This window comes from Stappia indica (assembly GCF_001696535.1).
Lineage (GTDB): Bacteria > Pseudomonadota > Alphaproteobacteria > Rhizobiales > Stappiaceae > Stappia > Stappia indica.
On the sequence record NZ_MBQE01000005.1, the window covers coordinates 526570 to 550587 of the forward strand.

A 24018-nucleotide genomic window follows, 5' to 3' on the forward strand; every position below is an offset into this window, starting at 1 on the left:
CAGGGACCGGCCTTGCCTGAAACGCAAAAAGCCGGGATGCGTTTCCGCGTCCCGGCTTTCCTGTCTTTGGTGCCTGTCGGCTGCTTCAGCCCATGCCGAGCTTCAGCCGCAGCCGCGTGCCGACAAGGCTTCCCATGAAGCCGAAGACCAGCCACAGCCAGCCGTGCAGCGAGCCGGAGGCGATGCCGCCGAGATAGGCGCCGATGTTGCAGCCATAGGCGAGCCTTGCGCCGTAGCCCATCAGCAGGCCGCCGAGGATAGCGGTCGCAAGGTCGCGGCCCGACAGCTTCCACACCGGCGCGTATTTGCTGGCGAGCGCTGCCGCCGCCATGGCGCCGAAGATGATGCCGAAATTCATCACCGAGGTCGCATCGGCGAAGACCGAGGCCTCCAGCGCGCCCTTCTGCCACTGCCAGTACGGCCAGTCGGTGACGGTCACGCCGACGCCCTGCAGGATCTTGGCGCCCCACAGCGCAAAGCCGGAGGTGATGCCCCAGGGACGGCCGAGCACGATGAATGTGGCGATGCCGACCAGCGCGATGGCAACGGCTCCGGCCACCAGCGACCAGGGGCCGGTCAGGTAAGAGACGGTGGCGCGCGGTTCGGCCAGGCTGCCATGCGCGCGCTTTTCCATCCGCACGCTCCACAGCGCGATCAGCGCCAAGACGGCGGCGGTCGCGGCATAGGCGCCGAGCGGTCCGAACTCGCTCACCAGCGACACCGCCGGCAGCTTGGGCAGCTGGCCCCACAGGTGCATGTGCGGGGTCGCAGCGACCGAGCCGGCGATGAAGGCCGCCAGCGTCACCATCATCCTGGTCGAGCCGCCGCCTGCGGTGAACAGCGTGCCGGAGGCGCAGCCGCCGCCCAGCTGCATGCCGACGCCGAAGGCGAAGGCGCCGATGGCAGCGGCAATGCCGAAGGGAAACACGAAACCGCCCGTCGGCATGCCGAAGGAGGCGCCCCAGGCGATCAGCGGGAAGGAGACGGCCGAGGTCAGCAGGATCAGCAGGAACTGGGCACGCAATCCGCCGCCGCGCTTTTCCGTCACCAGCCGGCGCCATGCGGCGGTGAAGCCGAAGCTGGCGTGATAGAGCGCAAGACCGGCGAAGCCGCCGATCACGACTGCGGCACCGAGCCGCCAACCGCCGGTGTTGGCGGCAAGGACCGCAACGGTCGCAAGGCCGGCGAGCGAAATCGCCAGCACGTTGCGGTTGGGTCCGGAAAGGGTTTGGGCGAGGCTTGTCATGGTCTCATCTAGCGCGAGCGCGGGCGTTTGCGAAAGGTACTGCGTTTCGCGGCAGCGCCGATACGCGCAAATCGAGTTCCGCCGTTTCGCCTTCTTTGGAAGATATGTCTCTTGCTCGTGGGGGCGGAGTACACGCCGGCCGCAAGCTTTTGTGTTTTGCTTGTCATCGGGCCGGGCGGGAAACTTCAGGGGCTGAAGAACCCATGCCCGCTGCCGGCTCGTGTCGCCGGTCTGCGGCAGGCGGCTGCAGGGCCGCCGGCAGGATGCGACCAGATGACGATCACCGACGCCTATGGCTACCCGCTCACCCTGTCAGATGCCGGCGCGCTGAAGCCCTGGCGCGGTGCGGTGCGCGCCTTTCTCGCCCATGGCCGCGCAACGCCGGATCTCGTCGCCGAGACGCTGCGCCTTGCCCCCGATTTCGCGCTCTGCCACGCCACGCACGGGCTCTTCTGCATGCTGCTCGGCCGGCGCGAGCTGGTCGCCGTCGCCGCCGAGGATCTTGCGCGTGCGCGCGCCGCCTCTGCCGCCGTCGGGGTCAGCCCGCGCGAGGCGGCCGTGGTCGATGCGCTCGCCGACTGGCTCGCCGGCCATCCCTCCCGCGCGGCGAACCGGCTGGACGCGGCCCTTGCCGATCACCCGGCCGACGCGCTCCTGATGAAGCTCGTTCATGCCCTTCGCTTCGTGCTGGGCGATGCTGCCGGCATGCGCCGCTCGCTGGAAGGCGTCGAACGGGCCTTCGATGCGGATCACCCCGAGCGCGGCTATTTCCTCGGCTGCCGGGCCTTCGCGCTGGAGGAGACGGGCGACTACGCGCTTGCCGAGCGTCTCGGCCGGGAGGCCGTCGCCCTTGCGCCGGACGATGCCTGGGGCCTGCATGCGGTTGCCCATGTCTACGACATGACGGCGCGGGTGGAGGAGGGGCGCGCCTGGCTCGAGACCAACACCGCCGCCTTCTCCCACTGCAACAACTTCCGCTTCCACGTCTGGTGGCATCTGGCGCTGATGTATCTGGAGCGCGGCGACATCTCCCGCGTGCTGGAGCTCTACGACGAGGAGATCCGCGCCGAGCGCACGGACGACTATCGCGACATCTCAAACGCCGCCTCGCTGTTGGTGCGGCTGGAGATCGAGGGCGTCAATGTCGGCGGCCGCTGGGACGAGCTCGCCCGCCTTGCCGAGGCGCGGGTCGACGACCGCTGCAACATCTTCGCCGACCTCCACTACATGCTGTCGCTGGAAGGCGGCGACCGGCGCGAGGCCGCCGACGCGATGATCGCCTCGATGGGCGCCCATGCCGGGGAGGAGACCGACATGGGCCGCATCGCCGCTGCCGCCGGCATGCCCGCCGTGCTCGGCCTCGAGGCCTGGGCGCGCGGCAACTACTTCTCCGCCTTCCGCTATCTCGACCGCGCCCGCCCGCAGCTCTTCCGCGTCGGCGGCAGCCACGCGCAGCGCGACGTGTTCGAGCGGCTGGCCATCGAGGCGGCCTTGCGCGCCGGTTTGTGCCTCGATGCGGAACGGTTGCTGCGCGAGCGCGTTACCCTTCGTGGCGGGCTCGACCGTTTCGCGGAAGTTCGCTTCGAGCGGGCCGAGCGGATGCGCCGGGCGACGCGGCTCATGCAGGACGAGGCCTTGCGGGCCATTCCCGCCTGAGCGGCACGGCCCGCCCGCGTGAAATTGGTGCAGGCAGGCATGCCTGGCGTTGTTCTGCCCTTATTGGGCCATGATCGGCGGGTGAAAGAACCCGCCCCGCCGGCAGGCTCGCCGGCGGCAGGAAGAGGATCGTCTGCTCGTGAACATGCATGTCTCGCCGGCCCTTAGCCCCCCGCGTCCGCGCGATCCCAGGCTCGATTTCTTTCGCGGCCTCGGCATGTTCATCATCTTCGTCGCGCATCTGCCGGGCAACACCTGGACGCTGTGGATCCCCGCCCGCTTCGGCTTCTCCGATGCGACTGAGATCTTCGTCTTCTGTTCGGGCATGGCCTCGGCGCTCGCCTTCGGCAAGGTCTTCGACCAGCACGGCTGGCTGATGGGCGTGGCGCGCACCGGCCACCGGATCTGGCAGGTCTATTTCGCCCATGTCTGCCAGTTCTTGGTCATCGCCGCCGGCCTCGTGTGGATCCAGCAAAGCGGCTATCTGTCCGACTGCTGCGGCTTGACCGAGGACTATGTCGCCTCGCTCAACCTGTGGCCCTTCTTCGAGCAGACGGGCGAGACGCTGCCCGGCCTGCTGACGCTCACCTATGTGCCGAACTATTTCGACATCCTGCCGATGTACATCGTCATTCTGGCCCTGATGCCGGTGATGCTGGCCGCCGCGCGCCTGTCCAAATGGGCGACTTTCGCACTCATGGCCGGCCTATGGCTGGCCGCGGGGCAGGGGCTTCTCAACCTGCCGGCCGAGCCCTGGTCCGGCCGGCCGTGGTTCTTCAATCCCTTCGCCTGGCAGCTCGTCTTCTTCACCGGCTTCGCCTTCATGCGCGGCTGGATCCCGGCCCCGCCGGTCTCGGGCGGGCTCATCGCCCTGTCGGTGGTCGTCGTGCTGGCCTCCGTGCCCTTCGCCTGGCACGTCGCCTACAATGAGGTTCCCGCGCTCCTTGCGGCCCGCGATGCCATGACGCCGCTGTGGGACAAGACCACCTTTGGCGTCTTCCGCTACCTGCACTTCCTGGCGCTGGCCTATCTCGCCTGGGTCGCGGTCGGCAACGGCGGCGCGCGCCTTCTTGCGGACAATCTCTGGGGCCGCTTCGTCGATGTGGTGCGCAAGGTCGGCCAGCAGTCGCTCGCCGTGTTCCTCGCGAGCCTCGTGCTGGCCCAGGCCATCGGCATCCTGCGCGACATGGCCTGGGGTCGCGGCGACCCGCTGGCCGAGTTCCTGGCCAACACCGCAGGCTTCGCCGGCCTGATCGCCGTCGCCTATCTCGTTTCCTGGTACAAGAAGCAGCCCTGGCGCCGTCCGCCGGCCGGCAAGTCCGGGCCGGGTCCCAAGGCGTCGGACGGCGGCTCGGCAAGGTCCGAGCGCAGCCCCGCCGCCCGAGCGGCGCAGCCGGCCCTGACGACGAGCTGAAATCGCACCGGCAGGGCGGGACGCGTCAGCCCGCCCAGCCGCGCCGCTGCGCGATCAGCTGCCAGCCCTCTTCGACCCATTCGGCACGGATGCTGTGCCCGCCCGAGTGCAGGCACATTTCCAGCAGGCCCCGGCCGTTGCCGGCCTCCTGCATCTGGCAGGCGAGGCCCTGCGCCGGCGCGTCTTTCGGGAAGTCGGGCGCAACGCCCGCCTTCCGCTGCCACAGGGCAAGGCTCTTGGCGACGTCCGACTGCCGCCAGTGCTCGCCGATCGCCCGTCCTTCCAGCGGTACCGTCTTGTCGGCCGTGCCGTGCACATGCACCAGCATCGGCACCGGCGAGGGGCAGGCTTCCGGCACCGGGTCCCAGAACGCGCCTGCCACCGCCACATAGCCGGCGAAGAGCTCGCCCTCGCGGCAGGCGATGTTCCAGGTCATCGATCCGCCCATCGAGAAGCCGGTCAGCACTGTCTTCTCGCCGGAAATGCCGAAACGGTCCTTCAGATCGGCGGCCAGCGCCCGGAAGAAGGCGAACTCGTCGCGCAGCTGCCGCGGCGCGCCGGGATAGGACCACGTGCCGCCCGCTCCCTGCGGGGCGATGAAGGCGACGCCCAGCCGCTCGGCGAGCCGCGCCCAGGCGACGTTGCGCATCTCCGCCTCGGCCGTGCCGCTCCATCCGTGCAGGAAGATGATCGCCCCCTTCGGCGCGCCCCCTTGCGGCAGGCGGATGCGGTATTCGCCGCCTGCAATGGCGCAGGGCGTCTCGACGCCGCAGCCCGGGCCGATGCCGGCGGCCGCGGCGGGCGGGGCTGAAAGCAGCAGGCCGGCCAGCGCAGCGGCGGCAAGCGGGGGCAGGGTGCGGGCGAAAGACGCGGGACAGGACATCGGCAGCTCCCGGGAAAGCGGAATGCATGACGGATCGGGGCTCCAGCATGGGCCCGTCCGCCGTTTCCCGGCAAGCGTGTCCTGCGCGGTTCCCCTCACGCTTTGGTGAAGGTCGCCGCCCGACCTGCTGCGGCGAGTTCGGGATATGTCCCGCCCGGCAGCGCAAGCGCGACTAGAGGATCGCCCAGCGGATGAGGCTGGCGATCACGAACAGCGTCGCCACGCCCGCCAGCCACAGCCCGGCGAACCAGGCGAGCCGCTGGTAGAGCGGCCGCTCGGATCCGTCCCGCGTCATCAGTGATAGCCCTCGTCGGGTCGCACCTTGCCGCGGAACACCCAGTAGGCGTAGCCTGTATAGGCGAGGATCATCGGGATCAGCACCGCCGCGCCGACCAGCAGGAACTCCAGCGAGCTGTCGGGTGCTGCCGCCTGCCAGATGGTGATCGAGGTCGGCACCACATAGGGGAACAGGCTGACGCCGAGCCCGACGAAGGTGACCAGGAACAGCCCCAGGCTCGCCAGGAACGGCAGCCCGTCGCGGGTCGAGCGCAGGCTGGAGAACAGCAGCACGGCAAGCGCGACCACGAAGAGCGGCACTGGCGCGGTGTAGAAGAGCTGCGGGAACTCGAACCAGCGCGCGGCGAACTGCGGATGCAGGGCCGGCGTCCACAGGCTGACCACGGCGATCATCGCCAGCAGCAAGGCGCCGAGCACCGTCGCCTTCTCGCGGAAATGCTCCTGCATCGGCCCTTCGCATTTCCACACCAGCCAGGTGGCGCCGAGCAGCGCATAGCCGATCACGACGGCAAGGCCGGTCAGCAGCGAGAACGGCGTCAGCCAGTCGAGCCAGCCGCCGGCATAGGCGCGCCCCTCCACCTCGATGCCCTGGATGATGGCGCCGAGCGCGATACCCTGCGCCAGCGCGGCGGTCAGCGAGCCGAGGAAGAAGGCGACGTCCCACACCCATTGCCGGTGCGCCGGCGCCTTGAAGCGGAACTCGAAGACGACGCCGCGGAAGATCAGGCCGAACAGCATCGCCATGATCGGCACGTAGAGCGCGGGCATCAGCACCGCATAGGCCAGCGGGAAGACGGCATAGAGCCCGCCGCCGCCCAGCACCAGCCAGGTCTCGTTGCCGTCCCACACCGGGGCGACGGAATTCATCATCACGTCGCGCTCGGCCTTGGAGCGGGCGGTGGGAAACAGGATCCCGAGGCCGAGGTCGAAGCCGTCCAGCACCACATAGAGAAACACGGCGGTGGCGATCAGCAGGGCCCAGATCAGGGCGAGGTCGAAGATCATGGCTCTACTCCGCCGGCTTGGGTTCGTCTGCATAGGCGGGGGCGGGCGTCACGCCGGCCGCGCGGGTCGGCTCGCCCTTTTCCGGCCCCTGCGCATCGCCGCCCGGCCGCTTGCCCATGGCTTTCAGGATGTAGCCGGTGCCGATGCCGAAGACGATGAAATAGACCACGATGAAGATCACCAGCGAGGTCGCCACCGCCGGTGCGTCGACCGGCGAGATGCTGTCGCTGGTGCGCAGCAATCCGTAGACCGTGTAGGGCTGGCGGCCGACCTCGGTGGTGATCCAGCCGGCCAGCACGGCGATGAAGCCGGTCGGCCCCATCAGCAGCACGGCCCGGTGGAACAGCGGCGTCTCGGCGAGCGTTCCTCGCCAGCGCAGGTAAAGGCTCCACACGCCGATGCCCAGCATCAGGAAGCCGATGCCCACCATCACGCGGAAGGAGAAGAAGACGATCGAGGCATTCGGCCAGTCCTCGCGCGGGAAGTCCTTCAACCCCGGCACCCGCCCGTCGAGCGAATGCGTCAGGATCAGGCTGCCGAGCTTGGGCACCTCGATCCGGTAATGCGTCTCGGCCGCGTCCATGTCGGGGATGCCGAACAGGATCAGTGGCGCGCCGTTCTCGCCCTCGAAATGGCCCTCCATCGCAGCGATCTTGGCCGGCTGGTGCTCCAGCGTGTTCAGCCCGTGCATGTCGCCGGCCATGATCTGCACCGGCGTGACGAGCGCGGCCATCCACATCGCCATCGACAGCATCACCTTGGCGCCCTCGTTGCCGCGCTCCTTCAGGAGGTGCCAGGCGCCGACCGCACCGACGACGAAGGCGGTGGTCAGATAGGCGGCCAGCATCATGTGGACGAGGCGATAGGGGAAGGAGGGGTTGAAGACGATCTCGAACCAGTTTTCGGGGATGAACTGGCCGGCCTCGTTGATCGCGTAGCCGGCCGGCGTCTGCATCCAGCTGTTCACCGACAGGATCCAGAAGCCCGACAGCGCGGTGCCGAAGGCGACCATCGCGGTCGCCATGAAATGCAGCCGCGGCCCCACCCGGTTGAGTCCGAACAGCATGATGCCGAGGAAGCCGGCCTCCAGGAAGAAGGCGGACAGCACCTCGTAGCCCATCAGCGGGCCGAGCACGGGGCCCGTCTTGTCGGAGAACACCGACCAGTTGGTGCCGAACTGGTAGGTCATCACGATGCCGGAGACGACGCCCATGCCGAAGGCGACGGCGAAGATCTTCAGCCAGTATTTGAAGAGCTGCAGGTAGACCTCGCGCCGGGTCGCCAGCCACAGGCCTTCCAGCACCATCAGATAGCTTGCAAGGCCGATGGTGAAGGACGGGAAGATGATGTGGAACGACACGGTGAACGCGAACTGGAAGCGCGCCAGGTCGATTGCGGAAAAGTCCATCATACTGGCTCCTTCGCGGGTCTGGCCGGGCCGCCGCGACCCTTGCTTGCTCCGCCGGTTCCCGCCCGCGGGACGGGCAGGCGGGGTCCTCGGTCCGGAAACTTGCGCGCGTACCGGGACTTGACCATGCGACCGATTGAAGCCCGACCCTTGGCGTGTGGCAACCCCCGCGGGCGGAAATGACCGGTTCCGGCCTTTCCCGGGCTCCCGGCACGGTCAGGATGCGCGGAATGTCGCAACACGCGCGGAACTTGCGCGTCTTGGCGAGAAAGACCGGATTTCAGGTGTTTCGCAGGCCCTTGCGCCCTTTCCGCCCCTCGTCGAAACGGCTAGGTTGCCGCTACGCAAATCTGCGACAGGGGCCTCATGATACCGCTTCCCTCCGGTTGGCCTGGTTTCCTTGCGGTCTGGGCCGCGGCCTATGTCGTGCTCGTGCTGCTCTATCTGGGATTCGGACTGGCCCTGGTCGCCGCGAACCGCCGCCATCCCGAGGCGCGCATCCAGAAGGTCCGGCGTTCCGACCGGGCTGCCGCCGAAATCCGCCAGAGCCTCCTCGCCCTCGTCTGGGTCGCCGGATATGTCGCCGGCGGTCTCTGGCTGCAGGCGAACGGCTATGCGCTGTTCCAGCCGGGAGAGCTGACGCTGCTCTCCTTCCTCGGCTGGTCCTTGGTGTCCGCCATTGCCTACGACACCTGGTTCTACTGGTTCCACCGGGCGATGCACACCAGGGCGCTGTTCCGTTTCCACGCCCTGCACCACCGCTCGGTCACGCCGACGCCCTGGGCCAACAATTCCGACGGTTTCCTCGGTACGGCGGCAGAGCAGGCCTATTTCCTGGTGGCCCCGCTGCTGCTGCCGATCCCGCCGCTCGTCCTGATCCTGCACAAGATCTACGACCAGGGCAGCGGCGTGATCGGCCATTGCGGTTATGAATATGTCGCATCGCCGGGCGCGCGGCGGCCCTGGCCGCTGGTCTGCACCACCTTCCACGACCTGCATCACTCGAATTTCCGCTGCAATTTCAGCAACACCTTCTCGGTCTGGGACCGGGCGATGGGCACGCTGCACCCGTCCTACGACCGCAAGGTCGAGGAGATGGAGCATCCCTTGCGCGAAGGGCCGGGCGGCGCCGCCTGACGCCCGCCGGGGTCAGCGCCAGTCGCCCTCGGTCGGGATGTTGAGCGAAATGCCGCAATGCTTGCAGTGGACGGCGTCCGGATCGTGCCGGCTCAGGCCGCATTCCGGGCATTTGTGCGCCACCTTCAGCGGCCGGAAGATCGTCTGGACCAGCCTGAGGAACAGTCCGACGCCGACGATCATGATCAGGATGGTCAGCAGCCGCCCGTATGCGTCGGTCATGATGATGTCGCCGAACCCGGTCGTGGTCAGCGTCGTCACCGTGAAATAGAGCGCATCGAGAAACGTATCGATGCCGGGGTTGCGGCCCTTTTCCAGCACATGCACCGCCGCCGAGACGACGAAGATGAACACCGTCAGGTTGACCAGCGCCTGGATCACCTGTTCGTTGCGGCGGAAGAACGGCATGTGCCCCTGCAACTCGCGGATCAGGTGATAGGAGCGCAGCAGCCGCAGCATCCGCACCACCAGGAGCAGGGCCAGTCCCTCGACGACCGCGCTGGCGAACAGCGAGGCGATCACCACCGCATCGGCCAGCGCCATGAAGCTGATCATCGCCTTGAACGGCCGGCTGGCGGCGGCCAGCCGCAGCAGGTAGTCGGCCAGCATCACCGCGCCGATCACGTAGTCGAGCCGGTGGTCCGTCCCGTTGAGGCCGAACAGGATCGAGGCGAAGAAATAGGAGATGGCGAGGAAATCGAAGACCAGAAGCCCCATCCGCCAGTAGCGCGAGCGGGCCGAGCTGCCGAAATAGAGCCGGCGCACGGCAGAGCGGAAACGGGTGAAGGGCGGGTCCTGCGGTTCGGCCTCGGGGCGTGTCTCGGCGGTCATGGCGCGATCATGCGCAGCGCTTTCCGGCGCGGTCAATCGCGCGCGCCGCTTCCCGCCGCCGCCATCCCACGATCCTGCCGCGGGCCGCTTCGAAACCTGCACGCAAAAACCGCATAAGGGATTCTACACATCCGCCCGCGAGATTGAATCTTTGGACTCCGATGCGAATCGGCGCAAGGTTTTGTTAACCATTTCAGCAGCGGCGGGGCCAACCTGCCGCAGGGTATTTCCCGGGGAGCGTCATGTCTGCTTTTGTCCAGTCCCTGCCGACCTTGAACGACAGCCTGCGCTTTGCCGAGCAGCATGTCGGCGACATCCTGCACACGCCGAAATCCCCGGACGGCGCGGCCTATCGTTTCATCGTGCGCGGGACGGGACGCTTCGGCAACGGCGCGCGCAGCGGCAGCCCGTGCGAGGTGCTGGCCGCCACCCGGCGCGAGGCGGAGCTGCGCCGCCTGCATGCGGTCGCCACCAGCATCGCGCAATATCTGGAAGAGCGCATCGCCGCCGAAAGCCCGCTCGCCGCCGAGTAGCCGCCCCTCAGTTCCAAGTCCGCTCCAGCACCGACAGCCAGTTCTTCCAGGCGATCTTCTCGATCAGCTCCTCGCCGTAACCCGCCTCGCGGAAGGCCTGCAGCAGCACCGGCAGGCCGGCCACGTCGCCGACGGCGCGCGGCACCATGCAGCCGTCGAAATCCGACCCCAGCGCCACCCCGTCCTCGCCGAGCCGCGACAGCATGTGGTCCGTGTGCCGCACCATCACCTCCAGCGGCGTGTCGGAGATGTTGGCCCCGTCCGGCCGCAGGAAGGCGACGTGGAAGTTGAGCCCGGCCAGGCCGCGGCTTTCGGCGATGGCGTCGAGCTGCCGGTCGGTCAGGTTGCGGGCCGAGGGGCACACCGCATGGGCGTTGGAATGGGAGGCGACGAGCGGCCGGTCGCTGAGCGCAGCGACATCCCAGAAGCCCTTCTCGGTCAGGTGCGACAGGTCGACCATGATCTTCAGTCGGTTGCAGGCGCGCACCAGCTCCTTGCCCGCATCCGTCAGGCCCGGCCCCGTGTCGGGCGAAGAGGGGCAGGCCATCGGCACCCCGTCGCCGAAGATGTTCGGCCGGCTCCACACCGGGCCGAGCGAGCGCAGGCCGGCGGCGTGCAGCACCTCCAGCGCGGTCATGTCGGCGTCGATCGCCTCCGCGCCTTCCACATGCATCACCATAGCGAGCTTTCCGTCCGCCATCGCCGCACGGATCTCGGCGGCAGTCCGGCAGATCCGCACCTCGCCGGCGCTCTCGCGCTCCAGCCGCAGCGCCCGGGCGAACATGCGCAGCGTGAAGGCGAGCGCGTCCGGCTGGGCGACTTCGGCGAAGTTCGCCGGATCGTCCGGGTCGTAGCGCACCTTCAGCGCGTCCCCCAGCTGCGAGGGAACGTAGATAGCGAAGAGCCCGCCGGCGAAGCGTCCCTTGCGGGCGCGCGGCAGGTCGATGTGATCGCGCGCCGCGCGGTCGAAGAACGAGCGTTCGCGCGGCGTGCCGGCGCCGAGCTCCAGCTTGAGCAGCGTGTCGTTATGGCCGTCGAAGACGGGGATCTGGCTCATTCGGATGCGGTCCTGGGAGAGGGGCGTGCGGGGCGGGCTGACAGGCCCGGGACCTTGCCCGGGCCGTTGCCGCCAGTGTCGCCGCCCCTTGCCCGCGGCGCAAGGGGCCTCGCCCGCTCAGCAGATGAGCCGCTGGCCGCGCGGCGGGGGGCGGTGATCCGTCAGCCGCGCCAGATCCGGCCGTGTCCCTTCGCCGAAGGCCAGCGTCGCGGAGACCGAGCCGCCCGCCGAATAGGTGCCGTGCCAGGTTCCCGCCGGCACCAGCAGCCAGTCGCCGGGCTCCAGCTGGGCAAAGCGCATCTCCTCAGGCAGCACCAGCGGCTGGCCCTCGTGCTCGGCCGCGCCGGCCGCCTCGTCCGCCACCACGTTGCGGCGCGGATCGGCGAGCGCCGGCTCGCCGGCCACCTGCCACAGCTTGCGGCCCGACAGCTGCACCACGATCACCGTGCGCGCGTCGAAATGCAGCGGCGTGCCGGCGCCCGGCGGCGAGATGTAGAGATTGACCCGGTCGATCGCCCGCGCCTCGATTCCCGCCGGAGCGAGCCGGGCGGGCAACTCCGGCACCACCGCCTCCAGGTTCATGAAGCAATAGGTGCCGCGCCGCCCGGCTGGGCGCAGGCCGATGCCCAGATGCTCCTCGCAGTGGCGTCCCTGCGCGTCCCGGTAGACCAGCTTGCCGGGGCTGCCCGCCAGCGCCCGCAGCACCATTTCGTCGGCCGGGGCCGTCAGCACCGCCGGGTTGCGGCCCATGGCGACCGGCACGTCCGCCGGCAGCGGGGCGGCGGGCGCGTTCACGAACGGTCCACGCCCGGCGCGCTCTCCTTGCGCGGGCGGGCATGGTCCTTCAGCTCGGTCTCGAGCTGGCCGGCGCCGGTGATCGAGAGCACCGGTTCGCGCTCCGGGTCGAGGCCGAGCTTCTCCTCCCAGATCTCGTCGCGCAGCGCCATGGTGGTGAAGGCGCCGAGCCCGAGCCAGGTGGCGGTCAGGAAGGCGGACTGGCCCGTGTAGCCGATCTCGGCGATGACCGCCCGCGCGACCCTTGAATAGTTGTACTTCCACGCCGTGCGCGGCAGGAACGCGGTGCACAGGAACACCACCCCCGCTTCCGCCACCCACTCCTGGTCGCCGCTGGCGGCGGAGATCCATGCGCGCGGATCCTCCAGCCGGATCTCCTCCAGCGCATGGCGGCGGACGCTATAGTGATAGAGCCCCGGCTCGATCCCTTCCACGTTCATCACCGCCGCATAGACCTCGACCGGATGCAGCGAGCCGCCGCTCGGCGAGGTCTTGCGCAGGAACACGTCGCCCAGCGGATTGGGCACGCTGCCGGTCTCGCCCCAGCTGTAATAGAGCAGGGCCGAGAGCTGCGCCTCGCTCATCGGCGTCTCGGCGAAGCGCCGCGCGGTGCGCCGGCGCAGCAGCACGTCCTCGAAGCGCACCGCCCGTCCCTTGCGCCCGGCGGTCGGGTCGGACAATGGCAGCACCTTCGCGCCCACCCGCTCGTAATAGGCCGAGGGCTGGCGGTGCAGCCGCGCCTTTTCCGCCAGCAGCGCGTTATACGCCTCGGGCAAGGCGAAGATCGTGTCGCGCAGGGTGCGCGTTGCCGCGAGAAAGCGCATCGCCGGTTCCCAGGCGGGGCCGGGCGCCGGCAGCCGCTCGCCGCACAGGTCCCGGCTGCGCTCGTCCAGCGCCCCGATGCGGATCAGCTCGGCCAGCGTCTCCAGCTCGCCGTTCACCCCGTCATCGCTTTCGCCGGCCGTTGCGGGGGCATCCTCCACGGCGGTGGCGAGGATGTCGGGCAGCCTGCGCCAGTCGAGATAGCGGTTCAGCCGGTCCTCCTGCGCCCGCGGCCAGAAGCCGTGGGCGCCGGTCTGCGGATTGGCGATGAGGATGCGGTCCTCGTCGAGTGCGACCAGCGCCGTCTCGGCCAGCCGCACCTCCGGCACCCGCCCCGTCCCCCCGTCGCCGGGGGGCGGGACGGCGCCCGTGTCCCGTGCCTCAGCCATTGCGGGGCGGAGCCTCGTCGAGAGCCGCTTCCAGCTCGGCCTCCAGCCGGGTCATGTCCTCGGCCAGCACCTCCACCAGCTGGCGGCCCTGGGCGCTGAGGTCGGAGGCCTGCAGCAGCATCGGGATGGCCCGCCGGTTGCCGATCTGGATCAGGGCGGCCCGGCGCACGCAGTCGCGGCGTTCCCGCTCGTTCACCGCCGCCCGGTGCCAGAAATACTTGGTCAGCAGCGTGTAGATGTAGAAGGCGTGCAGGAAGCCGAACAGGTCGCGCCTGGAGCCGGACCAGGGCAGGGTGAAATCCGCCTTCTGCGACGTGCCGGGCTTGACCAGCTCCACCAGCTCGCCGACCCGGTAGAGCACCTGGTGGCCCGCCTCGTGGACGATGGATTCCTCCACGTCCAGCAGCCGCTCGTCCATGTTGCCGAGATAGATCACCCCGGCATAGCGGGCGGCCGAGCAGCTGCGGAAGCTGGCATCGGGCAGGTAGCCGACGATCTGCACCACGTCCTCGATCTGCGCCCGCAGTTCCGGCCAGGCCTCGCCGATATTGTCCATGGCAATGCCGAGCAGCTCCTGCTGCAGCGCCAGCGGGTGTCCGGGTCCGGTCTGCTCCGGCGTCCCCGCCTTCTGGCCGGCGAAGTCGTAGGAGGGAGGCGTCGCCGCCATGATGTAGGGATCGACATCTTCCTGCTGCACGGCGATCTGCGTGCCGGCGATATAGAGCGGCTCGCGGCCCGAAAGCCGCTGCTTCACCCGGCCGATCACCTCGTCCAGCCGTGCGCAGTGGAAGCGCACCTCGTCCTCGTTGCGCCGGCTCACCGCGCGGTTGAAGAAATGCACCCAGGTCGAGAACACGGGGTCGATATAGAGCGCGTCCTCTCCGTCCGGGGCGGCGCGCAGCACGTCGCGCAGCCCGTTGCCGATCGCCTTGCGGGTCTCGTCCGGGGCCATTTCCGCGCACATGGCCAGCGTGCGCGTGCTGTAGTCGCGGCGCGAGGCAAGGAACGCCTCGCGCAGCGCCTGCAGGCTCTCCGGGTCCGCGTCCGGATGGAACGCGGACCTCAGGGCCTTGGTCGACTGTCCGTACATGCTTACCTCCGGCCGGAGAGCGGACCCGAACCCAGCGTCCTGCCTTGCTGCTGCTGATCGAGGATCGCGGCAAGCGCGTCGAGGCCGCGGCTGCCGGTCTGCTGCTGCTGCTGATCGAGCAGGGCGGCAAGGTTCTCCAGCTTGGCGCGGCCCCCCTGCTGCTGCTGATCGAGGATCGCGGCGAGCGCATCGAGGCCGCGGCTTCCGGTCTGCTGCTGCTGCTGGTCGAGCAGGGCGGCGAGGTTCTCCAGCTTGGCGCGGCCCCCCTGCTGTTGCTGCTGATCGAGGATCGCGGCGAGCGCATCGAGGCTGCGGCTTCCGGTCTGTTGCTGCTGCTGATCGAGCAGGGCGGCAAGGTTCTCCAGCTTGGCGCGGCCCCCCTGCTGTTGCTGCTGGTCGAGGATCGCGGCGAGCGCATCGAGGCCGCGGCTGCCGGTCCTTTGCTGCTGCTGGTCGAGCAGGGCGGCGAGGTTCTCCAGCTTGGCACGGCCTCCCTGCTGTTGCTGCTGATCGAGGATCGCGGCGAGCGCATCGAGGCCGCGGCTGCCCGTCTGTTGCTGCTGCTGGTCGAGAACCGCGTTCAGCTTGGCGCTGAAGTCGGACACGGCCTGCAGGGCCGGTGCGTTGATCGCCTGCGCTGCACCCTTGTCGTCGTCGGTCAGGGAAATGCCGGCCAGCTGGGCGGCCGCCTCGGGGGATTCCTGCATCAAGGCCGCGATGCGCGGATCCGCAACGGCCGCGGCGAGCAACTGCACGAGAGCTTGCTTGTTCATGACAACCTTCTCCACTTCATATCATTGATAGAAAATTTCCTTACGGCACAATCATAGCATGTGATTTTCCCGTCAAGAACGCGGATTCTTCATCCAAACAAGCAAGTTTTCCGAAGGTGATTTCAATTCCATGATTCGATTGATGAATCTTCGCGAAAAATTTCGCTAGGCCTCATGCATAGCCGAAGTTGATTGCGAAATTTAACGATATCGAACTTGAAATTTTGGAGAGATTTGAATCCTGAAGGGTGCAGTTTCAAATATAAATAGAAGTGACCTTGCGTCAAAATGCGCATGGGCCCGCTTGGGGCGGGACCCGTGGGTCGCCGCCCGCCATCGCAGGTTCGGTTATCTGTCGCCGGGTATGGAGAGCGGCCGCGCCGTCAGGAGGCGGCGCGGCGCTCCGGGAAGAGGCTCGCGAGACCTTGCGCGCTCGCCGCGCAGATGCCGCGCTCGGTGATCAGGCTGGTGACCAGCCGCGCCGGCGTCACGTCGAAGGCCGGGTTGGTCGCCTGTGTCGTCGGCGGCGTGATGGCGATGGTCTCGCTGCGACCGTCTTCCGTCAGGCCGGTCAGATGCGTCACCTCGCGGCCCGAGCGCTCCTCGATGGGGATCTCGCGCAGGCCGTCGCGAACGGTCCAGTCGATGGTCGAGGAGGGCAGGGCGACATGGAACGGCACGCCGTTGTCATGGGCCGCGAGCGCCTTCAAATAGGTGCCGATCTTGTTGCACACATCGCCCGTCGCCGTGGTGCGGTCGGTGCCGACGATCACCATGTCGACCAGCCCGTGCTGCATCAGGTGGCCGCCGGCATTGTCGACCACCAGCCGGTGCGACACCCCGTGCCGGCCCAGTTCCCATGCGGTCAGCCCGGCGCCCTGGTTGCGCGGCCGGGTCTCGTCCACCCACACATGCACGGGAATGCCGGCATCGTGCGCCTGGTAGATCGGCGAGGTCGCCGTGCCCCAGTCGACGGTCGCCAGCCACCCGGCATTGCAATGGGTCAGGATGTTCACCGGTTCACCCCCGCTCTTGCGCGCGGCGATCTCGCGGATCAAGGACAGCCCGTGCTGGCCGATGGCGTGGTTGACCTCCACATCCTCGTCGCAGATCTCGCCCGCCTTGGCCCAGGCCGCGGCCGCGCGCTGCTCTTCGGGCAGCGGCGCCACGCTCGCGGTCACCGCATCCAGCGCCCAGCGCAGGTTGATCGCCGTCGGACGGGTCGCGGCCAGCATGGCGGCAGCCTGCGCCAGGCCCGCATCGGAGGGATCGCGCGCCAGCGCCATGGCCAGGCCATAGGCGGCGGTGGCGCCGATCAGCGGCGCGCCGCGCACCCACATGTCGCGGATCGCCGTCGCGGCCTCCTCCGGCGTCGCCAGTTCGGTCGTGACGAAGCGGTGCGGCAGCTGCGTCTGGTCGATGATGTGCACCGACCGGCCATGCTCTGCCGGCCAGATGGAGCGGTGGGCAACGCCGTCGATCTTCATGACATCTCCGTTTCGATGGGCCAGGTGGAGAAGGGCCGGGCAGGGGGCGCCCGCCTTCCGACCGTCTTTCTTGCGGGGAGCTAAAGCATCTTTCGCAGCGCTTTGCCACCCGCAGCGGGACGAGCGACGGTCGAGGGGCGGGGAAAAGAAACGGGGCAGGCGCCTTGCGGAACCTGCCCCGAACAGACCTCTCGGCTCGCGCCTGCGAACCGTCTTCGTCAGGCCTTCTCGGCCAGTATCGTCTCGAACCCCTCGAATTCCGGATGGCCGAGATAGAGCGGCTTGTTGTCGCCCGCGCCCTTGTGGGCATCGCGGAAGGCCTGGCTCTTGGTCCAGGCGAGGAACGCGTCCTTGTCCCGCCAGATCGTGTGCGAGGCATAGAGCGTATGGTCCTCGCGGTCCGGCCCCTTCAACAGGTGGAACTCGACGAAGCCGTCCATCGTGCCGAGGTGCCGGTCGCGGTTGCGCCACACCTCCTCGAAGGCCTCCTCGTTGCCGGACTTCACGCGAAAGCGGTTCATGGCAATGTACATCAGATAGTTTCTCCCTCTTCTGACGCTGGCCCCTGCAGGGCAAACTGTGCCGCCGACCGCTCGCCGACAAGGTCCTGCAGGGCCTTGCGGAACGCGGTCTGGCCTGTGCTGCGCAGCGGCACGAAAGGCTTGTTGAGCTTCTGGCAGATCTTCTTGGCCCGCAGGCAGGCGTCATGGCTGACGCAATTGACCGGGCAGAAGACGCAATCGACGGACGGCAGCAGGTGGTCGAGGCGCTGCGGTGCGTCCTCCACCCCGCCGTCGTGATGGACGAATGTGGTGTTGAACGCTTCGGCGATGCCGCGCAGCCGGTCGCGGTGGCCGTGCATGCCGCCGACATAGAGGATCGCCTTCGGCCTGGCTGGCGCCTCCGCCTCCGCGGGCATGCGGATCGCCCGAGGGGCACTCGGCCGCGCCGGTTGCGCCGTGCCCTGGCGGGCGGCCTGCTGCGGCGCGGGGCGCGGCGCGTCCTCGCCGATCTCGCGCAGCCGCGCTTCCGCCTGCCTTGCGCGCACCCGCGCCGATTGCAGGGCGCGTCCCGCCTTGTCGAGCCGGCGGCGCAGGGAGGCGGCATCCGGTGCGGTCTCGGCCGTCTCGGGCTGGCGCGCCTCGTCCGCCGCGCGTCCGGCCTTCAGCTTGGCCAGCGCCGCGCGCAGCTCGATCAGCTCCCGGTCGCGCTGGGCCAATGCCTCGCGCAGCCCGCTTTCCACGCGCCGCGCCCGGTCCTCGGCCTCCTGCAGCTGGTCGCGCAGGGTCGCCGCCTCCTCGTTCTTCTGGCGGAACGAGGCGCCGGCCAGATGCGACCACATGTGCACCTCGCCGAAGATGCGCGCGCGCAAGGGACCCGGCACATGCTGGTGCGTCATGAACGCCCAATAGGCCGGCCCCACCTGGCCCCGGTCGCACATGTCGCGCCACAGGGCTTCCAGCTCGGCCGCGTTGCGCGCCCGCCCGACCCGGCGCAGCGCGCCCTCGAAGCGGCCGTCGAGCAGTTTCTGGAAGGCGCGGGAGAAGGCGCAGTCGGTGGTCGACAGGCGCACGAAATGGCCGTGCACGTCGTAGTCGGGCGTGTCGGGGGAAACCTCGATGCCGGTCTTTTTGGCGATCCGGCGCAGGTCGGCGACGCTGGCGCAGGTGCCGACGATGGAACAGTGGACGCTGTCGGCCTGCTCCCACAGCGCGATGCGCCTGCGTGCGGCCTGGCCATCGCCCCCGATCTCCTCGCAGGCGAGCGGAGCGCGTCCCGAATGCGCGGCGACCGCATCCTCGATCGCCTTTCGCAGCTTGTCATCCCTGGCGCACATGGAGCCGTGCCCCTTCCCGAAACAGGTTGAAAACGCTTGGTCACGATTCGGCTGGTCAAGAGCGTGGCTTGCTGGCCGTCGAGGGAGTGGACGGGGTGCTGGCTGGCGCTTGGATCTCCGTCTGCCGTCTCCGGGCACAGCGAGAGGCGAAACGGACATTGCCTTTCCTATAAAACATGAGTATTTCAGTCAAGAATATTCTTGCGAACGGTTCGCAAGTTTAGAGCTATTCCAAACCGCGAGCGAAGAAACCGGAGTTTTCGGCCACTTGCTCAAGGGCCCAAGCGATCGAAGGAGCAAGTCGATCATGTCCCAGTCTGCGAACCCCGCCTCTCAGGCCTCCAATCAGGCCCAGGCCGCCGGATACCGCCGGCCACGCACCCAGCAGCGCACCCTGACGCTGCCGAAAACGGCGAAAGTCTCGCAGGAACCGCTGGAACTCGACAGCTCCGCCCTGTTCCAGGGCGCCCGCGAGGTCCATATCCGTCACAAGGACATGGTCTACCGGCTGTCGATCACCCGCTTCGAAAAGCTGCTGCTGACCAAATAAGTCTGCGGCGGGCCCGTCCTGCCCTCCCGTCTCCTGCCGCGAGCCTCCCCCGCGAGAGCTGCAAGGCTGCTGGAGCCGGCGCCGGAAGCGTGCCTCGGTGCGCTTCCGGTGCTTGCCTTCCGCCCGCCGATCTGCGAAGGAAAGAGCCTTCGAACGGCAACCCGGCAGGACCAGACGTGGCTCTCGGTTTCACTCCGGCCGTCCTTTGCGCGGCACCGACGTGCCGGCCTTCATCGGCCGGCCGCGACCTGTTGCCGGGCGAGCGTCTTCTTGCCGCGCGGTCCCGCATCCTGCAGTCCCGCCTGATGCACCAGGGCCCGGCCTGCGGTCGATTTAGGCGGTTCCCGCGCTGAGCCTTCCGGGCTTTCTCCCGCGCCCGGCCATTCTGCCGGTCTTTGTCCTGCCGCTGGAAAGCGGCGGAAAGTCTGGTAAAAGACCCCCGAACTCCCTTCACACGTGCCGCGCCGGCATGCCGGCCGCGCGCCGCCAGTCACGACGGTGCCATGTCCGAACTGCAATCCCTTGAAACTGCGATCCTCGCGGCCATCGCGTCCGCGTCGAACGAGGCCGAGCTGGAAGAGGTGCGCATCGCCGCCCTCGGCAAGAAAGGGTCCGTGTCCGAGAAGCTGAAGACCCTGGGCTCCCTGTCGCCGGACGAGCGGCGCGAGATGGGCCCGGCGATCAACGGCCTCAAGACCCGGGTCACCGATGCGCTGGCCGCCCGCCGCCAGCTGCTGCAGGACGCCGCGCTCGACGCGCGCCTGGAGACCGAGCGCGTCGACGTCACCCTGCCGCTGCGTCCCGCTCCGGCCGAGACCGGGCGCATCCACCCGGTCAGCCAGGTGATCGACGAGCTCACCGCGATCTTCGCCGACATGGGCTTTTCCATCGCCGAAGGCCCGGACATCGAGACCGACCACCTCAACTTCACCCAGCTGAACTTCCCGCCCGACCATCCGGCGCGCGAGATGCACGACACGTTCTTCCTGCCCGAGAAGGCGGACGGCGAGCGCATGCTGCTGCGCACCCACACCTCGCCGGTGCAGATCCGCACGATGATGTCGCAGGAGCCGCCGATCCGGGTGATCATCCCGGGCCGCACCTATCGCTGCGACAGCGACCAGACCCACACGCCGATGTTCCACCAGGTCGAGGGCCTCGTCATCGACAAGGGCAGCCATATCGGCCACCTGAAATGGGTGCTGGAGGAGTTCTGCAAGGCCTTCTTCGAGGTCGACGAGGTGCGCATGCGCTTCCGCCCGTCCTACTTCCCCTTCACCGAGCCGTCGATGGAGGTCGATATCGGCTGCGACCGCTCGGGCAACGAGGTGAAGATCGGCGAGGGCAACGACTGGCTGGAAATCCTCGGCTGCGGCATGGTCCATCCCAATGTCATCCGCAATTGCGGCCTCGATCCCGACGTCTACCAGGGCTTCGCCTGGGGCATGGGCATCGACCGCATCGCCATGCTGAAATACGGCATGCCGGACCTGCGCGCCTTCTTCGACGCGGATGTCCGCTGGATCGAGCATTACGGCTTCCGCCCGCTCGACCTGCCGACCCTGTTCGGAGGCCTGTCGCGATGATCGCCCGTTCTTCTGTTGTCTCGCGCCTGCGTGCGCTTGTGTTGCCGCTGCTGGCGCTCGCCGTGCTGGTCCAGGGTCTTGCGGCACCGCTCACCGCTTCGGCCCAGACGGCGCAGCCGGTCTCCTTCGTCGAGGCCTGCGCCGGCAAGTCGCAGGAGCGCGGTCGGCTGCGCTACTGCGACGACTATTTCCGCGAGGCGCTCGGCCCCCAGGCCGACACCGTGCTTTATCTGCGTGACCGCATCACCACCTTGCGCGCCAGCCAGGAAGTGAACGCGGAGAGCAATTACGAGAGCTTCCTCACCGCCGTTGCCATCGTCGCCTTCCTGTCGATCGCGACCATGGTGCTGGTCACCTCCGAGCGCCGCATTTCCGGCATCGCCAAGTGGTCGTCGGTCGCCTCGGCCGCCGCCGTGCTGGTGATGGTGGCGATCCTGACGCTCGGCTGGCTCGACAAGTACCGGGCCGAGGATGCGGCGATGCTCGAGCTCGGCCTCTTGCGCGACCAGGTGGAGGTCGAGGCCTCCCACGCCATCGCCACCGGGCGCGGCATCGACGAGGCGACGATCCATCGCTGGACCGACCGCCTGCACGAGATCGGCATCCGCTTCGCCAACAATTACGGCGCCGCCTCCATCGTCCCGGACCTGGATCGCTTCACGCCGCAGAACTGACGCGACACGCACCGGCGCGCGGAGCCCCGCCGCGCCGGTCCCGCCAAGACATTCGAAGAGACGCAAGACCATGAAGTTCACCCTGTCCTGGCTGAAGGAACACCTGGAGACCGACGCCACCCTCGACGAGATCGTCGAGGCGCTGACCCGCGTCGGCCTGGAGGTCGAGGATGTCGCCAACCCGGCCGACCGCCTCAAGCCCTTCACCATCGCCAAGGTGCTGGAGGCCCGCCAGCACCCCAATGCCGACCGCCTGCGCGTGCTCACCGTCGATGCCGGCGACGGCAAGGCGCCGCTGCAGATCGTCTGCGGCGCGCCCAATGCCCGCACCGGCCTCGTCGGCGTGCTCGCCCGTCCGGGCGACTATGTGCCCGGCATCGACGTGACCCTGTCCGTCGGCAAGATCCGCGACGTCGAGAGCTTCGGCATGATGTGCTCCGAGCGCGAGCTGGAGCTGTCGGAAGCCCATGACGGCATCATCGATCTGCCCGAGGACGCGCCGGTCGGCACCTCCTACGCCGCCTATGTCGGCCTCGACGATCCGGTCATCGAGATCGGCCTGACGCCGAACCGCCCGGACTGCACCGGCGTTGCCGGCATCGCCCGCGACCTCGCGGCCGTCGGCCTCGGCAAGCTGAAGGAAAACCGCCCGGCCCAGATCCCGGGCGAGGGCCCGTGCCCGGTCGACGTGCGGTTGGAGTTCGGTGACACGCCCCCGCTCTGCCCGGCCTTCGCCCTGCGCCTGGTGGGCGGCGTCAAGAACGGCCCCTCGCCGGAATGGATGCAGAAGCGCCTGCGCGCCATCGGCCTGCGCCCGATCAACGCGCTGGTCGACATCACCAACTACATCACCTTCGACCGGGGCCGCCCGCTGCACGTCTTCGACGCGGCCAAGGTCAAGGGCGACCTCGTCGTGCGGCGCGGCCGCGAGGGCGAGGAGCTGCTGGCGCTCGACGGCCGCACCTACAAGGTGGACGACGGCATCTGCGTCATCGCCGACGACAACGGCTTGGAATCTCTCGCCGGCATCATGGGCGGCGAGCTGTCCGGCTGCACCGACGAGACCACCGATGTGCTGATCGAATCGGCCCTGTGGGACGAGACCAACATCGCCCGCACCGGCCGCCGGCTCGGCATCAACACCGATGCCCGCTACCGCTTCGAGCGCGGCGTCGATCCCGCCTTCTGCGTACCGGGCCTCGAGCTTGCCACCCGCCTGGTCATGGACCTGTGCGGCGGCACGCCGAGCGAGGTGAAGCTCGCCGGCGAGGTGCCGGAGACGGACCGCAGCATCGAGTTCCCTTACGCAGAGGTGAAGCGCCTCTCCGGTCTCAAGCTCGCCGATGCCGAGATCAAGGGCGTGCTCACCCGTCTCGGCTTCTGGGTCACGGGCACGGGAGACACCGTGCGCGTCGCCCCGCCGTCCTGGCGCCCGGATGTCCACGGCAAGGCCGACCTTGTCGAGGAGGTCGTGCGCATCGTCGGCCTCGATTCGGTCGCCTCGACGCCGCTGCCGCGCGGCGCCACCGTCGCCCGCCAGATGCTAACGCCGGCGCAGGTCCGCCGCTCGCAGGCGCGCCGCGCGCTCGCCGTGCGCGGCATGAAGGAAGCGGTCACCTGGTCGTTCATCCCTCAGGACCAGGCCGAGGCCTTCGGCGGCGGCTCGCCCGTGCTGCGTCTCGCCAACCCGATCTCCGCCGACATGTCGGACATGCGCCCCAGCCTCGTGCCGGGTCTGGCCACGGCGGCGCAGCGCAATGCCGATCGCGGCTATCCGGACGTCGCCCTGTTCGAGGTCGGCCAGGTCTTCGCCGACGACACGCCGCAGGGCCAGTCGATGGTGGCCGCCGGCATTCGCCGCGGCACCGCGGTGATGACCGGTGCCGACCGCCACTGGGCCGGCAATGCGCCGCAGGTCGGCGTGTTCGACGCCCGTGCCGATGCCGAGGCGGTTCTTGCCGCCATCGGCGCGCCGGTCGACAAGCTGATGGTCTTCTCCGAAAGCGCGCCCTGGCTGCATCCGGGCCGCTCGGGCGAGCTGCGTCTCGGGCCCAAGACGGTGCTGGCCCGCTTCGGCGAGCTGCATCCGCGCATCGCGCGGGCCTTCGATCTCGACGGCCGTCTCGCCGTGTTCGAGGTCTATCTCGACGCGGTGCCGCTGCCCAAGGGCAAGTCGAGCCGCTCGAAGGGCGCCTTCGCCGCCTCCGACCTGATGCCGGTGCGCCGCGACTTCGCCTTCGTGGTGGAGGAGGCGGTCACCGCCGACCGGCTGCTCAAGGCCGCGCGCGGCGCCGAAAAGACCTTGATCAGCGATGTCACGTTGTTCGACGTCTATCGCGGTGCCGGCGTTGCCGAGGGCTACAAGTCGCTGGCCATCGACGTGACGCTGCAGCCGCGCGAGCGCACCCTCACCGAGGAGGAGATCGACGCGGTCGGCGCCAAGATCCGTGCCGCGGTGGAAAAGGCGACCGGCGGCACCCTGCGCGGCTGACGGCCGAGATTGAGTCTTGCGCCGCCGCCCTTGTCCGCAAGGACGACCGGGCGGCGG

Annotated in this window: 22 protein-coding genes; 8 read left to right on the top strand and 14 right to left on the bottom strand. The window is 68.8% G+C overall.

Going from position 1 to position 24018, the window contains the following annotated elements:
• Positions 1-85 precede the first annotated feature (85 nt).
• Positions 86-1246, bottom strand: coding sequence for a YeeE/YedE family protein (locus tag BBX35_RS19825; RefSeq protein WP_067223786.1), 1161 nt, complete (start codon positions 1244-1246; stop codon positions 86-88).
• Positions 1247-1519: 273 nt separating this feature from the next.
• On the opposite strand from BBX35_RS19825, the gene BBX35_RS19830 reads away from it, so the two are divergent.
• Complete coding sequence (locus BBX35_RS19830) at positions 1520-2902, top strand: tetratricopeptide repeat protein (protein WP_067223789.1); 1383 nt, start codon at positions 1520-1522, stop codon at positions 2900-2902.
• Positions 2903-3047: 145 nt separating this feature from the next.
• The gene (locus tag BBX35_RS19835) at positions 3048-4316 is read left to right on the top strand and encodes an OpgC family protein (RefSeq protein WP_083206480.1); all 1269 of its coding nucleotides are present in this window, start codon (positions 3048-3050) and stop codon (positions 4314-4316) included.
• 25 nt (positions 4317-4341) lie between these two features.
• Here the strand turns inward: BBX35_RS19835 and BBX35_RS19840 are convergent, their stop codons facing one another.
• The 4 genes from BBX35_RS19840 to BBX35_RS19850 all read right to left on the bottom strand — a co-directional run bounded on the left by BBX35_RS19840 (position 4342) and on the right by BBX35_RS19850 (position 7912).
• Positions 4342-5199, bottom strand: coding sequence for a CE1 family esterase (locus BBX35_RS19840; protein WP_083206458.1), 858 nt, complete (start codon positions 5197-5199; stop codon positions 4342-4344).
• A 172-nt stretch (positions 5200-5371) separates the two neighbouring features.
• Positions 5372-5494 carry a DUF2474 family protein gene (locus BBX35_RS23255; RefSeq protein ID WP_088946124.1) on the bottom strand — a complete coding sequence of 41 codons (123 nt, stop codon included), beginning with the start codon at positions 5492-5494 and terminating at the stop codon, positions 5372-5374.
• Positions 5494-6501 (bottom strand): cytochrome d ubiquinol oxidase subunit II, encoded by a 1008-nt coding sequence (gene cydB, locus BBX35_RS19845; RefSeq protein WP_067223791.1) that lies wholly within the window; start codon positions 6499-6501, stop codon positions 5494-5496. Before cydB ends, BBX35_RS23255 begins: the two co-directional genes overlap by 1 nt.
• A gap of 4 nt (positions 6502-6505) precedes the next feature.
• Positions 6506-7912 carry a cytochrome ubiquinol oxidase subunit I gene (locus tag BBX35_RS19850; RefSeq protein ID WP_067223794.1) on the bottom strand — a complete coding sequence of 469 codons (1407 nt, stop codon included), beginning with the start codon at positions 7910-7912 and terminating at the stop codon, positions 6506-6508.
• Between the two features lie 363 nt (positions 7913-8275).
• Here BBX35_RS19850 and BBX35_RS19855 point away from each other — a divergent pair, with 363 nt between their 5' ends.
• Entirely contained in the window at positions 8276-9046 is a 771-nt protein-coding gene (locus tag BBX35_RS19855) for a sterol desaturase family protein (protein ID WP_067223797.1), read from the top strand.
• A 12-nt stretch (positions 9047-9058) separates the two neighbouring features.
• Here the strand turns inward: BBX35_RS19855 and BBX35_RS19860 are convergent, their stop codons facing one another.
• On the bottom strand, positions 9059-9877 hold the full coding sequence (locus BBX35_RS19860) for a potassium channel family protein (RefSeq protein WP_067223799.1): 819 nt from the start codon (positions 9875-9877) through the stop codon (positions 9059-9061).
• Positions 9878-10119: 242 nt separating this feature from the next.
• Here BBX35_RS19860 and BBX35_RS19865 point away from each other — a divergent pair, with 242 nt between their 5' ends.
• Positions 10120-10410, top strand: coding sequence for a hypothetical protein (locus BBX35_RS19865; protein ID WP_067223802.1), 291 nt, complete (start codon positions 10120-10122; stop codon positions 10408-10410).
• Positions 10411-10417: 7 nt separating this feature from the next.
• Here the strand turns inward: BBX35_RS19865 and BBX35_RS19870 are convergent, their stop codons facing one another.
• From BBX35_RS19870 to BBX35_RS19905, 8 genes are all read right to left on the bottom strand, one after another.
• Positions 10418-11467, bottom strand: coding sequence for a dipeptidase (locus tag BBX35_RS19870; RefSeq protein ID WP_067223803.1), 1050 nt, complete (start codon positions 11465-11467; stop codon positions 10418-10420).
• 117 nt (positions 11468-11584) lie between these two features.
• On the bottom strand, positions 11585-12262 hold the full coding sequence (locus BBX35_RS19875) for a JmjC domain-containing protein (RefSeq protein ID WP_067223806.1): 678 nt from the start codon (positions 12260-12262) through the stop codon (positions 11585-11587).
• Positions 12259-13473, bottom strand: coding sequence for a SagB family peptide dehydrogenase (locus BBX35_RS19880; protein ID WP_083206459.1), 1215 nt, complete (start codon positions 13471-13473; stop codon positions 12259-12261). The genes BBX35_RS19875 and BBX35_RS19880 overlap by 4 nt, the downstream gene beginning before the upstream one ends.
• Positions 13466-14563 carry an aKG-HExxH-type peptide beta-hydroxylase gene (locus BBX35_RS19885; RefSeq protein ID WP_067223811.1) on the bottom strand — a complete coding sequence of 366 codons (1098 nt, stop codon included), beginning with the start codon at positions 14561-14563 and terminating at the stop codon, positions 13466-13468. The genes BBX35_RS19880 and BBX35_RS19885 overlap by 8 nt, the downstream gene beginning before the upstream one ends.
• 2 nt (positions 14564-14565) lie before the next feature.
• Complete coding sequence (locus BBX35_RS23720; RefSeq protein ID WP_171901496.1) at positions 14566-15336, bottom strand: hypothetical protein; 771 nt, start codon at positions 15334-15336, stop codon at positions 14566-14568.
• Between the two features lie 383 nt (positions 15337-15719).
• Positions 15720-16823: an S-methyl-5-thioribose-1-phosphate isomerase gene (gene mtnA, locus BBX35_RS19895; RefSeq protein ID WP_067223816.1), complete on the bottom strand. Its 1104-nt coding sequence runs from the start codon at positions 16821-16823 to the stop codon at positions 15720-15722.
• A 218-nt stretch (positions 16824-17041) separates the two neighbouring features.
• A complete protein-coding gene (gene hmuQ / locus BBX35_RS19900; protein ID WP_067223818.1) occupies positions 17042-17356 on the bottom strand; it encodes a heme-degrading protein HmuQ in 315 nt (104 codons plus the stop codon).
• Positions 17356-18660: a DUF2325 domain-containing protein gene (locus BBX35_RS19905; RefSeq protein WP_067223821.1), complete on the bottom strand. Its 1305-nt coding sequence runs from the start codon at positions 18658-18660 to the stop codon at positions 17356-17358. Before BBX35_RS19905 ends, hmuQ begins: the two co-directional genes overlap by 1 nt.
• A gap of 307 nt (positions 18661-18967) precedes the next feature.
• On the opposite strand from BBX35_RS19905, the gene hemP reads away from it, so the two are divergent.
• From hemP to pheT, 4 genes are all read left to right on the top strand, one after another.
• On the top strand, positions 18968-19210 hold the full coding sequence (gene hemP, locus BBX35_RS23485) for a hemin uptake protein HemP (RefSeq protein ID WP_067223824.1): 243 nt from the start codon (positions 18968-18970) through the stop codon (positions 19208-19210).
• A gap of 503 nt (positions 19211-19713) precedes the next feature.
• Positions 19714-20796 carry a phenylalanine--tRNA ligase subunit alpha gene (gene pheS, locus BBX35_RS19915; protein WP_067223827.1) on the top strand — a complete coding sequence of 361 codons (1083 nt, stop codon included), beginning with the start codon at positions 19714-19716 and terminating at the stop codon, positions 20794-20796.
• A complete protein-coding gene (locus BBX35_RS19920) occupies positions 20793-21470 on the top strand; it encodes a phenylalanyl-tRNA synthetase subunit alpha (protein ID WP_067223830.1) in 678 nt (225 codons plus the stop codon). Before pheS ends, BBX35_RS19920 begins: the two co-directional genes overlap by 4 nt.
• 70 nt (positions 21471-21540) lie before the next feature.
• Entirely contained in the window at positions 21541-23961 is a 2421-nt protein-coding gene (gene pheT / locus BBX35_RS19925) for a phenylalanine--tRNA ligase subunit beta (RefSeq protein WP_067223833.1), read from the top strand.
• Positions 23962-24018: the final 57 nt, after the last annotated feature.